This is a genomic window from Rhizobium oryziradicis (assembly GCF_001939045.1).
GTDB lineage: Bacteria > Pseudomonadota > Alphaproteobacteria > Rhizobiales > Rhizobiaceae > Allorhizobium > Allorhizobium oryziradicis.
In genome coordinates, this window is record NZ_MKIM01000024.1 from 309,416 (window position 1) to 322,041 (window position 12,626).

The window sequence follows — 12,626 nt, forward strand, 5'->3', positions numbered from 1 at the left end:
CCGTTCCTCATCTTCTGTGTCATCCTCGGGTCAAGCCCGAGGATGACTCGAGGAAACGTTTTTCATCTTTGTCTTTAACCTGAGGCCCTGCTGACACAAGGCCTCCTTCTCATCAAATATCAAACTGATAGCTTTTCGGCACGAACCGATAGCCCGTATCCAGCTTTTCCACATAGCCAACCGATGGAAACGGCATGTGATAGCCGAGGAAGGCAACCCGGTCTGCGGCCACCATATCAAACACCTGCTTGCGGGTGCTTGCAGCCGCTGCCTTATCCATATCAAACTTCACTTCCCAATCGGGCCGTTGCAGCGATAAAACAAAATGGTTGGCGGTATCGGCGGCTAGAATCAATTGCTTTCCTTGCGATTCAACCCGATAAATCATATGGCCGGGAGAATGGCCAAAGGCCGCCTCACCATGAATGCCGGAGACGACATCGCCACCCGCATCCCCTAGAAAGGTGATTTTCTCAGCCAGAGGCTTCACATTGGCCAGCACGCCTTTTTGTCCGCCAGCGGCGGCTGTGCCCTCACGGGCAGGGTTCACCCAGAAATCATATTCGCGCTGACCAGTCACGTAGCGGGCGTTGGCAAAGGCAGGCTTGCCCTTTTCCATCAAGCCGCCAATGTGATCGCCATGCATGTGGGTGAGCACCACAATGGACACATCTTCCGGCGCATAGCCAGCCGCCATCATGCCTTCGCTCAAACGGCCCATGCCATTGGCCCGGCCCTGCTCGCCCATGCCGGTATCAAACAGGATGACATCGGAGCCGGTGTTGATCAGCACGGGTGAAAACCCGTTGACGAATGCATCAGTGGGTAGAAAATTCTGCTTGAGAAGCGCTGAAACCGTCTCTGGCTTTTGGTCAGTACCAAAAGTTTCACCTGGTGCTCCAGACTGCCGGGCACCATCCTTGATCACCACCACCTCAAACGTCCCAACCTTGAAGCGGTGAGTTTCGGGCGGCATGGCATGATTTATGTTCATTGATGTTCCACTTTGGGCAAGGGCCGTGCGCACCATCACAGCCGGAGCGGCCAGCGCACTCAAGGCGGCACCGGCCATCATTGTTCGTCTGTCCATCGAAACCATAGAAACCTCCACATCCATCCCACAACAACTCGGGGAGATAGGGCAGCATCACCGGAAGGAAAGCCTGATCACGTATCCGTGATGGCCGTCGAACACAAACTCGAACACAAAAAAGTGCCATTGGCATCGGCGTTTTTCCGGCTTACAAAGCGATCGCTTTTAAACAGGGTCTCGCAATTTAAAGTCTGGGTTAAAGTCTGGGTTGCCGAGACACCGATTTTCCGGTCACATCTTCATGAATCGTATTGTTCCCCTGATCCTTGCCGTTGCCTTGTTCATGGAAAACATGGATTCGACCGTGATAGCGACGGCCCTTCCCGCCATCGCCCATGATTTGGGTGTCGGGCCGATCACGCTGAAACTGGCCCTGACTGCTTATATGGTGGCACTGGCAATTTTTATTCCGGTCAGCGGCTGGATGGCCGACAAATTTGGGGCCAAGCTGATTTTTCGCTCCGCCATCGTGGTTTTTACCATCGGCTCAATCTGCTGCGCAATCTCAAGCTCATTGTTTGAGTTTGTCGGCGCACGCTTTCTGCAAGGCATTGGCGGTGCCATGATGACGCCGGTGGGCCGCCTTGTGCTGCTGCGCACCACCAAGCGCGAAGAACTGGTGTCGGCCATGGCGCTTTTGACCATTCCGGCGCTGGTTGGCCCGCTGGCTGGACCGCCGATTGGCGGCTTCATTACCACCTATTTCACCTGGCACTGGATTTTTCTCATCAACGTACCCATCAGCGTGGTGGGCATCATCCTGGCCACCATTTACCTGCCAGAAATCGAGACCATCAAAACCGCGCCGATTGATTATATTGGCTTTGCCCTGACCTCGCTCGCCGCCTCTGGCGTGGTATTCGGCTTGTCGGTTATCAGCCTGCCCGCGCTGCCACCGGAAATTGGCATTGCCGCCGTGATCATCGGTGTTTTGTGTGGCGGCTATTATATCATTCACGCCCGCCGCCATCCCGCCCCTTTGCTCAACCTCAATCTGTTTCGCAAGCCTGCCTTTCGCGCGGCACAAACAGGTGGCACGATTTTCCGCATCTCCACCGGGGCCATTCCCTTTCTCATGCCGCTGATGCTGCAACTGGGCTTTGGCATGACACCGTTTGAATCAGGCATGACCACTTTCGTCGGCGCCATCGGAGCCATCACCACAAAATTCATGGCCAAGCGCGTCTTTGCCGCTGCCGGTTTTCGCACCGTGCTGATCACGGCGGCCATTGCCGGATCGGCTACCACCTTCATGAACGCCTTTTTCACGCCGCAAACGCCGCATGCTCTGCTGATGTTCTTTCTGCTTGTCTCCGGTTTTTGCCGCTCATTCTTTTTCACCGGCACCAATGCGCTGGGCTACGCCGATATTGATAACGTTGAAGCCAGCCAGGCCACCTCGATTGCCTCGGTACTGCAGCAAGTCAGCCTTGCGCTGGGCGTTGCCTGCGCTGCCTTTATTCTGGAGGCCAGCACCACATTAACCGGCGACCACCTCAGCCTTGGTGATTTTCATCTGGCCTTTGCTGTGGTGGCGCTTCTGTCGCTGGCTGCCGCCATTCCCTATATCCGGCTCTCAAAAGATGCCGGAGCAGATGTTTCCGGCCACCGCAAACCCGTTGTGGTCGCAGCTGTTGCGGAAAATGCTCCGGTGAAGTGAGGGTTATTCCGCGCGTTCACACACTGCAGACAGCTTGTTGCCATCGGGATCACGCACATAACAGGCATAGAAGTGCTCGTGAAATGGCCGAAGCCCCGGCGCACCTTCATCCGCTCCACCATTGGCAAGTGCCGCTGCATGGAAGGATGCGACAGCAGCACGGCTTGGCGCTTCGAGCGTTACCATAGATCCGTTGCCAAAGCTGGCGGGCTTGCCGTCATAGGGTGTCAAAACCCACAGACGGCAGCGTGTGTCGGACGGGTACGCGTAGCCAAGCTCGTCATCTTCCGTCACCCGTCGCTCTATTCCAAGCGTCGCCAGAGCCGCATCATAAAAGCGTCCAGAGCGCTCCAGATCTGTGGCACCAAGCGTGACGTAGAGCAACATCAGCTCTGATCTTCGTCCGCAGGAACATCTTCGCGCGGATCATAGGGCAAATCATCAAACGCGCCGTCATCTTCCTGCGATGGCAGACCGACCCGCTTGCCTTTGAACCCCTTGGCCAGCAAGAACATCTCAACCGATTCCTGCCGCGACGACGCGGGCTTGATATGCATGACCTGGCGGAAATTCTGCTTTAGCATATTCAGCAGGTCTTTTTCCGTGCCGCCCTGGAAGGTTTTCGCCAGAAAATGGCCGCCCTCTGCCAGCACTTCCACAGCAAAATAGGCCGCCACCTCGCACAAATGCATGGTGCGAATATGGTCGGTTTTCTGATGGCCCGTTGTTGGCGCTGCCATATCGGAAATCACCAGATCCGGCACACCGCCCACCGCTTCCATCAATTTGGCAGGTGCTTCGGGGTCAAGAAAGTCCAATTGCAGGATTTTCACACCCGGCAACTGCGTCATTTCCAAAAAGTCGATCGCGGCGACGCGAATATCATCATCGGTCGAATTGGTGACATTGGCGGCAATCTGCGACCAACTGCCAGGGGCTGCCCCCAAGTCGATAATGCGTTTGGCCCCTTTGAGAATATTGTGCTTCTCATCAATTTCCAGCAGCTTGAAGGCCGCACGGGCGCGATAACCCTCCAGCTTGGCGCGCTGCACATAGGGGTCATTGATATGGCGCTCCAGCCAGCGTCTGGACGATGCCTTCAGCTTGCCTTTTTTGACCTTCTGGCCCAGTTTACGCCCGGTGCGATTGCCGCCAATGGGTGGTTTCACCATGGATTTTACTCAACTTTCTCTCAAACCGCTGCCACCATGGGCGCGGTCACTATACTATCGCATTTCCAAAACGAAAAACCGCTTCACACTTTTTCTGGAAATAGCTTTCGTCTGCGCATTTCCGAACCGAAAAACCGTTTCACACTTTTTCTGGAAATGCTTTGCCCCCATGCAGTCTTCGGCTGCGATTGCGCCGCCACACACCGTCATCCGCCATCATGTCCGTCAACAAGCCTTCGCGCAAACCGCGATCCGCCACGCGCATGCGGGTTGACGGCCAGCGGCGGCGGATAGCCTCCAAAATTGCGCAGCCCGCCAGCACCAGATCGGCTCGATCCGGCCCAATGCAGGCATTGGCCGCACGGCTTTGATAATCCCAGGACAGCAGTTTCGCCTGCATGGCAGAAACCTCATCATCACTGAGCCAAAGGCCATCCACCCGGCGGCGATCATAGCGCGGCAAATCCAGATGCACCCCGGCAAGCGTGGTCACGGTGCCCGATGTGCCAATCAGGTGAAAATCCTCATCCACTGATGCATGGCCAAAGGTGGCAATCGGCGGGCAATCAAATTGTGCCAACATGCCCGTCACTTCGGCAATCATGCCTTCAAACACCGCAGGCGTCACATCGCGTCCACCGTGGCGCTCGGACAAGGTCACCACACCCACCGGCAACGATGTCCAATGGGTGATATGGTTGGCCAGACGGCTGGACCGATGATCCTGAATACGAATGACCGCGATTTCCGAAGAGCCGCCACCAATATCAAACAGCACCACCGAGCGCGTTTCACGCCCCACCAGCGACGAGCAACCAGACACCGCCAAGCGCGCCTCTGTCTCGCGGTTGATAATTTCCAGATCCAGCCCGGTTTCACGCTTCACCCGCGCCAGAAACTCTTCGCCATTGGCGGCAGCGCGGCAGGCCTCGGTGGCAATCAGGCGTTTGCGGCGCAATTCAACACTGTTGAGCTTGCTAGCGCAGACTTTCAGTGCCTCGACGGCCCGATCCATGGCATCTTCCGACAGCCGACCAGAGGCCGCAAGCCCCTCACCCAGCCGAACGATGCGTGAGAAAGCATCCACCACCCGGAACTGACCAGGGCGGGTTGGCTGCGCAATCAGCAAACGGCAATTGTTGGTGCCGAGGTCAAGCGCTGCATAAAACTCGGCGGGATGCTCATCGCCAAAATAATGATGCGTGTGGCTGTGGCCGCGCTGCTCCGCCCGTGGTTTATCATGCCCATGGCGGCTGCGCGCCTGCACGGCATCTCCACCGCCCGCCTTGTGCGCATGGGCCGCAGGAGGAACATAGCTCGGCGAATGCTGCTTGGCCTGCACGGTCTTGCCGGGCTGCAATGGACGCACCAGCCCGGCCTTGACGGCACGCCCCTTGCGCCGACGCTTCGATGCCTTGCTGCGGCCATCCGCGACACCCTGCACGCCCGCAAGCCCCGAGCCACCGGAAAGCGCAGCTTTATGCCCATTCGCCGCAGAGAGTTCTCTGGCGTGGGCACCATCACTTGCAACAGGATTTGGACTTGAAACAGGATTGGGGTGCGCACCTGCCTGCAGATGTGACACTGCTGGCTGTTGGCCGCGATTCTTTCTCCGACGCTTACGCTTTTTGGCAGGCGTCTGTTGATCGCTCTCTATAGGGCGTCGTTCCGAGACAGCTTGCACTGTCCGGTCACCAGTCACAGGGGCTGCAGGCGGTCCGGCCTTGTGGCCTTTGCGTCTACCCCTGCCGCGACGAGAGGGTTTGCCCCCCGCACGGTCTGCCTTCGACGCCCCGTCATTTGGCGGCTTATCGCCACTACCGGGGTCTACCACTGAAGTCTTCCATAACGCCGCGCACCACCTTATAGTCGGTGTGCCGCTGGCGATTGCTTGATTTTCGTTGGTAAAATTGTAGCAGGCTAACCAAGCTTCTCCAAACGCTTTTTAAAACGCCTGTATAACCACGGCCCTCACGCCACCCCTTCGAAAAAAATCAAACCCCGACCCGGCATTTCCCCCCCATCCAACACCAGCACAACATATTCAATATAAACAATATTTTAAAGGTAAACACCTCGGAAAAATGCCTGATCCAGCCCACCCGTGCCAGAACACAGGAATTTTCTGAAAAAAGACAGTTGCAATCACCGGACATTTGTTTATAAGCCCGTTTCATCAGACGGCAACGCCGCCCTTGCTGGGGAATAGTTCAACGGTAGAACGACGGACTCTGACTCCGTTAATCTTGGTTCGAATCCAGGTTCCCCAGCCAATTCTCCCTAAAAGCTCTTAATTCCTTGATTTTCCAGTCGTGCCGGATATCGTTTTGGCATCATTGGCGACCTGATGCCCAGAACTGATGCCCAAAGGTGATGCCCACGACGCTTGAGCGCGGTGGACATGCCATGGGCAAAAGACAGGGCATTCGTCATGGCAGTGCGCCACGAGGTTGAGAATCTGATCCGCCGCGGAAACATCTTCTATTGGCGAGCACGTGTCCCGGCCGCCTTCATCCACTGTAGGCCGGGCAGCCGACTTTCACTCAGCCTTCATTGTTCTGACCATAGAAAGGCTCAGATCATTGGCCGCAAGCTCAACACGCGGCTGGCCGAATTGAAGATGAATTCGAAGGACATCATGACGACCAAGCAGCAGCTACAATCCTTGTTCGAACACGAGCGGGACAAGGAACTCGAAAGGCTCGACGACATCAGCACGATGGCCAAGCGCAATGGACGCGGTGGCGATGTCGTCGAGATGGAACTCGATCTCGAGGTTGGCTGGGCCTGTCAGCTTCTGGCGAAGTTCGGGACCCGCGTGAAGCTTTCCCTGGAGGACGGATGCGCTGGCCTCGTCTACCTCATGAAAAATGGTGTGCCGATCTCGCATGTCGATGCTATCCGGGCAAACTATCGGGGCGAGTTAACCACGGCACGCAGCGCCGGATTCGAAGACGGCATCCGAAGACTGATCTACCATTTTGAGATCGACGACACGGCGACCAACCGCGAGCGGGCGACGTCGAAGATGTTCGAAGGCCGCGCCGCCGCCCTTCTCGACATTGACGAGCGCCACGACCTCGTCGACAAGAGTCAGAGCGAATTCACAGGCAGCGGCAGAGCCGTCTCGCCTGTTCCTGCGACCCAGGCAGCCGAGAACACAGCTTCAGATCCTGGTCCTCCGGCTTCCTTCCATGAGCGACCCTTGCCGACGGCTCTGATCGCCATTCCAGAAGAAACGGAAATCACCCAGCTCGATCTGACCCCGCGCGCGGCGGTGACGAAGAAGTCCGCCTCGAAAGCTTCTGAGGCAGAGCAACGGGTGGTCGCCGTTTCAGATTTCGAGCAGGAGTGCGAAAAGCTCATCGCCAACATGGGCGACGAATGGGAGCCAGCAACCGGGCGGGATGCAATGGCGCTGGTGCGGATGTTCAAATCGGTGCTCATCGAGCATGGCGTGGAGCATTCCGGGCAGATTGAGCAATTCCACATTGGCCAGTTGCGTCAGCACTTCAACCACATTCCGACTAATTGGGGACGCAGCAGCAGGATGCGGATCATGTCGGCATCGGAACTTCGTGATGAGGGCGCAAAACTGCGCCTGGCGGCAGAGGCGTCAGGAACTGAGCCGAAGGTCGGCCTGGCCTCCACGACTATCCGCAAGCACTTCGGAAACCTGCAACACTTCCTAAAACATCTGAAAGGTCACGGATTCGAAATCGAGGAATGGACCTTCGAGGGCTTGCGCCCGAGAAAGCCAAAGGCTGGCGAGGTCCGTGGCAAACAATTCAAGCCATCCCCGGCGGATATCGCTCCGATTTTTTCCAGCCCGCTTTATGTTGGTTCGCATGGGCATCTACGCGGGAAAAGGCGCCAGCCGGGAAAGCAAGTCTTCCACGATTCGCTTTATTTTCTTCCGATCCTGTACACCTATCTGGGCCCCCGACGGAAAGAGTTTGCCGGGCTTCATGTCAACGACATCGCAAAAGATGGCGACAGCTACGTCATCATCCTTCGTGCGAACAGCATTCGTGGATTGAAGAATGAACAGTCTAACCGACTACTACCTGTGCCGGAGGAGCTGGTGCGCTTGGGCTTCATCGACTACGTTCAAGCCATCAAGCAATTGGGGTACGAGGCACTTTTCCCGGATCTGTTCTCTGACAAGACGGATAACGATCCCGGAGATCGGTTCTACGACACCTTTGTCCCGATCATGCAGGGAGCGCTCGGTGAAAAAATGTGGAAGCGCGCAATTCACGCGCTTCGGCACGGCGTGGCCGACACGTTGAAACAGGCGGGTGTGCCGACTGAAGTCATCGACGACATCTCCGGACGGCTCAGCGAAGGTAGCGAAACCAACACGCGATACACCAACCCAGCAGGCCTTCCGTTGATGCGAAGTGCTCTTAAACATTATCCGGTCATCACATCGGGCGTCGAACGGCAGCCTCTGCATCTTCTCCCATGGATCGAGAACAAGCAGCCGCCGCCGTGGGCACGTGAAGGCAAGAAGTAATGAAGCCGAGGCGGAAATGATTTCCGCCTCGGCACTCCAGGAAAACTAAGCTGCCTCCCAAACCCGATTGAGAATTCTCGCAGCCAGTGCTGCCTTGTCTTGAGGTAAGAAGCGGCCATAATGCTTGGCCACCATGTCAGCCGTATCCTGGATCGCGTAACTTGCCTGCTCATATGAGCCGGTCTGCTTCAGGATGTGGGTGGCGAGCACATCCCGCACGTTATGTGGACCATGAGGCAGCAGGCCCTTGATCGCCCCTCGTCCGGTATAGGGATTATAGATTCCGTAACGCTGGATAGTCAGCCTCCAGGCCTCGTAGAAGGTCGTCACGTCATATGCCGCATCGGTGCTTGTCGTCTTCACCGTCTTCACGAAGAAGGTTCCGGGATCGGCAACGCCCTTGAGCAGCGTAGCGCGATGCCGTTCGACATAGTCATCGATGTAACGGTAGAGGTCGAGCAGATCCGGTAGAACCAGTCGGAACGGCTTGTCTCCGAAAAATGACGAGTGGGCATTTTTGAAGGCGACTGCTGGAATCAGCACTTCCCAGCCACCGTCTCGCTCGCTCCAGCGGATTTCCCCGCGCTTCAGCTTTTCGAGGACACGTTCCGGACGCGGCATCTGTCCGCGTGGGCAGAGCATCAATTGCCGAAGATTTTTCTGGCGAAGCCCCAGATGCAATCCCAGCCGCAACATGAGGAACGATCGAACTGCCTCCGCGGCCGGGCGCGGATAACGCTCTTCGTCCGGCATGAGGCGAATGATCTCCTCGGTGATCTTACGATACTCGCCAACCGGACTGTCGGCCTCGAGCACTGGCATGATCGGCTCGAAGGGATCGCGATGGACGCGGGCAATGCGCTGGATCTCCTTTACACGATGAGCGGCGTGCTTGTGGAAATCCTCACACGCACCATGCCAATCCTCTCGGGCATCGTCGATCTCGTTTTGCGAGACGAGACCGGGAATGGGCTGAACGCGAGCGAGAAGTTCAGGATGCTGTCTGAGCCATCCAGTGCCTTCCTTCGTGATCGCCAGCGCAATCCGTAGCATATCGACTTCCCAGGCCGTGTAGAAACCGCGACGGCTTTCACGCCATTGCAGATACCAGTCCCATATGCCCGGGAAGATCAGCAGGCCGAATGTCAGGTGGCGGACCGGCACGCCGTACCCTTTGATCTCACCCGTCCTCGACGCCGCCAACGCGCCGAACATGAGCCCCAGATGCTCGATCTTCTGAGAAGCCGTCTCCTCGCCCCAGACGCCGTTGCGTTGGAAACCAATCGACGTGAGGGCCGAGGTCTTGAAGCGGACGAGGTCAGCCATTTCCATGGCCAATGCCGGCGGTGCATCCACGACGCCCGACAGGAGATCGGGATCCTCGATCCATGTCTCCTCATAGTTTGCCGGCACCGCGATCTTGCCGTCTCGCGGTGCACGTCCGCCATAGGACACGCCCGGGAAGCGGATGGCGTAACGTTGCTTGGCTGCGGCAGCCTGGAATTTTCTGTAATCCGTTGAGCCGCTGATGATCACACGACGCACTCAATCCAGGATCTCCTGGCGCTTGGCAAATGGCAGAGCATTGAAGTCGTCCGGGAGATGCCAGGCGATCCTTCGACGTTCAGCCGGGTCGAGTTCCGACAGGTTGAAACCGGACGCTGACCGCGACTGATGCGGAAGTTTTGCCTTGAAGTACCCGTCCGGAAGGTGGTAGCGACGCTCGATCCGTCCGAGCACGTCAAAGCTGTCGGTGCTGCGTGGTACGCGCCGTCCTTCGATCGAGCTCAGCAGTGTGTTTTTGTCCATAGGCTCATCGGAGCGGACCACGGAACGATGGAGGACCCAATAGGTTTCGCCATGCCGTCGCATGTGAAGCTGGAGTGCCTCGGCGAGACCGGAAGGATCGGACCGTTGCTGGAACAAGGGTTCCGGGCAGTCGACGATGTCCGCGGGCTTTCGTTTCGCGAGATTATCCCGAGGCCGCGTGTTGTCTGCTGCGACAGTTCCCGGACGAGCCTTCGGCTGATCGGCCAAAAGCGCCTTCTTCTTGTTCACGGTCGATTTCCGCGAACCGGGTGGCGTATCTTTCCCAGCGTCGCCATCCCTACTCCATCGAAGGATGGCATCAAAGGCCGGATCGATTGCACGGTGATGTACGGCGAGCATCGTCGCATCCACGCCAGTCAGCCGGGCAACCATATCCCAATCCGTGTGACCTCCGGTTCGCTGCGGACCGCATCGTCGCTCGATAAGAAGCCGCATATAGGCATTGAGGGCGTCGGCATCGTTGGTCGAGAAGTTTGGAATTAGTCGCATCGCGCAATAGGCGTCGATCTTGCGCTGGAAGGCTTTCATTGCGGTAAGTTTCGTCATTTCACTTCATGCTCGTTGTTACTGGACCCCTCAGTTCAAGGGGGCGGTCGAGCTAAGCGAAGCGCGTTAATGAAGCGTTTTAGCCCACGGCACGCTCTGGAAATTCGATTCAGAATCGAACGGCGTTTTACGAAGTAATGGGGGGAGAACACGTGAGATGGACAAACGCCGTTAGGCGCTGAGCGGTACCAGCAACAAGGAAGACCGGAACCGCGGTGGTCCAAAATGAACGACCGCTCAAACGTCCTGATCGACACCATCGGGATAAAGGAGGTGAAGCTTCCGGCGGAACGGAAGGCCACCGGACCGGTATTTCGAGACGAGATCGTCGAAGACCCTATCGCATTCGCCCTCATCGAAGCCTTGATCGCTCAGCATAGACACGATCACGTCCTGGAATTTCGCGAGTTCAGCCTCCTGGCCTTTATCGACCGCCCTGCGTATGAGCCAATATAGCGCCACCCTTGCGAGATCATCCCGCTCAGGCCGCCGCGCACTCCTGTTCGCATCACGAAGCGCCTTCTGCCGCTGCCTTGCCGCCTTTGCATTCATCATTCGCCCTCCCACTCCTCGGCCTCCTCAATGGTCAGGGGACCGGCCCACCGGCGCAAGCGCCGTTTGGCGGAATCAAAAATATCGAGTTCAGAATCGGCAGCTCAGAGATTTGAATCAAAAGAGCGCAATTTGTTTCGCGTTGCGGGCACATTGCCTTGCACCAATGCAGGTTGAGCATGCGCAAACGGCGTTGCTGAATCATTCTGTTTGAGTTCTGAATCGAAAATCCCGAACTCAGAATCAAAAGAGCGCAATTTGTCTCAGGTCCTGAAGACGTGAGATCCATTGCCGACAACCTGCCTCACGTCGTCTCGCATCAGTTTGCATTATTGCGATGATGACCAAGGATCCAACCCTCCCACCGGCGCACCCCATCGATATCCGGAACGCCTTCGTCACGCCGCCCATCGACGACGTCGAGCGTGCCGAGCAGGCCGACGACCGCATCAAAACGTTCCTCACCTGCCTTATCCGCGCCGAACCCATCTTCGATCATCGGCAAGAAAGCATGAGCGTCGAGATCCGACCGTGCCAAAAGCCAAGGTATCATCGCCTTCGCTATCCGCTGGCGGTCGCTCTGCCGCCGCTTGCTCCAGCCGCCGCGGGGCATGCCGAGCTGTCGGTAGACATCGCCGGGATAGGTCTCTGCGATGACGCATGGCCTGGTATCGAGGAGATCGGCCAGACGTCCGTCGAACGGCCAAAGGGCGATCTCGTCCAGCCGGGGGACGATCATCTCGCGCCATCCGGCGATAGCACCCTTTCCGACCTGATTGCCGCCGAGCGTCCAAAACAGCATGCAGGCAGCCTGCCGATCCGGGGTCGCGCGTTCGCACACAAGCAGAAGCGCCTGCGGATCGGTCACGCCGAGAGCATCGAAGAGATGCGCGCGCTGGGTGCCGCCCGGCCGCGCCGGATAGAACGGGCGGTGGAGGGAGATGCGGCTACGGTGGTCGGCAACGCTATACCAGTCCGACCAGATACCCGATCCGAACGAGGCAAGCCGGTGGCGCGCGCGCAGGCCTCTGGAAGACCGATTGGGAAATCAAAGCCGAGCAGGAGGGCACCTTCCGCAACCGATCTGACCTTCATCCGGTCGATCAGGCTCAGGGTGTCGCCCACCAGCTCTGGCGCATGGACCTGCCATCGCACGCCGTTCCGGATGGCAACCGACATCCAGCGCTTCTTCCTGTCGATGCTCCAGTCAGAGTGCGCGACGACAGCAACATTCATACCTTACTCCCCGTTACG

At 57.5% G+C, this 12,626-nt stretch carries 9 protein-coding genes, 1 tRNA gene and 1 pseudogene; 3 read left to right on the top strand and 8 right to left on the bottom strand.

Going from position 1 to position 12,626, the window contains the following annotated elements:
- Positions 1-112 precede the first annotated feature (112 nt).
- Positions 113-1,099 (bottom strand): MBL fold metallo-hydrolase, encoded by a 987-nt coding sequence (locus BJF95_RS07055; protein ID WP_425348678.1) that lies wholly within the window; start codon positions 1,097-1,099, stop codon positions 113-115.
- A 235-nt stretch (positions 1,100-1,334) separates the two neighbouring features.
- On the opposite strand from BJF95_RS07055, the gene BJF95_RS07060 reads away from it, so the two are divergent.
- Positions 1,335-2,753, top strand: coding sequence for a DHA2 family efflux MFS transporter permease subunit (locus BJF95_RS07060; RefSeq protein ID WP_075638717.1), 1,419 nt, complete (start codon positions 1,335-1,337; stop codon positions 2,751-2,753).
- Between the two features lie 3 nt (positions 2,754-2,756).
- Here the strand turns inward: BJF95_RS07060 and BJF95_RS07065 are convergent, their stop codons facing one another.
- The 3 genes from BJF95_RS07065 to BJF95_RS07075 all read right to left on the bottom strand — a co-directional run bounded on the left by BJF95_RS07065 (position 2,757) and on the right by BJF95_RS07075 (position 5,759).
- Positions 2,757-3,140: a VOC family protein gene (locus tag BJF95_RS07065; RefSeq protein WP_075638718.1), complete on the bottom strand. Its 384-nt coding sequence runs from the start codon at positions 3,138-3,140 to the stop codon at positions 2,757-2,759.
- Positions 3,140-3,925: an RlmE family RNA methyltransferase gene (locus BJF95_RS07070; RefSeq protein ID WP_075638719.1), complete on the bottom strand. Its 786-nt coding sequence runs from the start codon at positions 3,923-3,925 to the stop codon at positions 3,140-3,142. The genes BJF95_RS07065 and BJF95_RS07070 overlap by 1 nt, the downstream gene beginning before the upstream one ends.
- Before the next feature lie 139 nt (positions 3,926-4,064).
- Positions 4,065-5,759, bottom strand: coding sequence for a Ppx/GppA phosphatase family protein (locus tag BJF95_RS07075; protein ID WP_075638720.1), 1,695 nt, complete (start codon positions 5,757-5,759; stop codon positions 4,065-4,067).
- A gap of 365 nt (positions 5,760-6,124) precedes the next feature.
- On the opposite strand from BJF95_RS07075, the gene BJF95_RS07080 reads away from it, so the two are divergent.
- A tRNA-Gln gene (locus tag BJF95_RS07080) sits at positions 6,125-6,198 on the top strand.
- Positions 6,199-6,356: 158 nt separating this feature from the next.
- Positions 6,357-8,444 (top strand): DUF6538 domain-containing protein, encoded by a 2,088-nt coding sequence (locus BJF95_RS07085; protein ID WP_075638922.1) that lies wholly within the window; start codon positions 6,357-6,359, stop codon positions 8,442-8,444.
- 45 nt (positions 8,445-8,489) lie between these two features.
- On the opposite strand, the pseudogene BJF95_RS07090 reads toward BJF95_RS07085, so the two are convergent.
- The 4 genes and pseudogenes from BJF95_RS07090 to BJF95_RS24215 form a co-directional block, all read right to left on the bottom strand.
- Positions 8,490-10,820, bottom strand: a pseudogene (locus tag BJF95_RS07090) (hypothetical protein).
- A 237-nt stretch (positions 10,821-11,057) separates the two neighbouring features.
- Positions 11,058-11,375: a hypothetical protein gene (locus tag BJF95_RS07095; protein ID WP_245297254.1), complete on the bottom strand. Its 318-nt coding sequence runs from the start codon at positions 11,373-11,375 to the stop codon at positions 11,058-11,060.
- A gap of 316 nt (positions 11,376-11,691) precedes the next feature.
- A complete protein-coding gene (locus tag BJF95_RS24210; protein WP_210187728.1) occupies positions 11,692-12,240 on the bottom strand; it encodes a hypothetical protein in 549 nt (182 codons plus the stop codon).
- Complete coding sequence (locus tag BJF95_RS24215; protein WP_210187729.1) at positions 12,237-12,608, bottom strand: hypothetical protein; 372 nt, start codon at positions 12,606-12,608, stop codon at positions 12,237-12,239. Before BJF95_RS24215 ends, BJF95_RS24210 begins: the two co-directional genes overlap by 4 nt.
- Positions 12,609-12,626 lie beyond the last annotated feature (18 nt).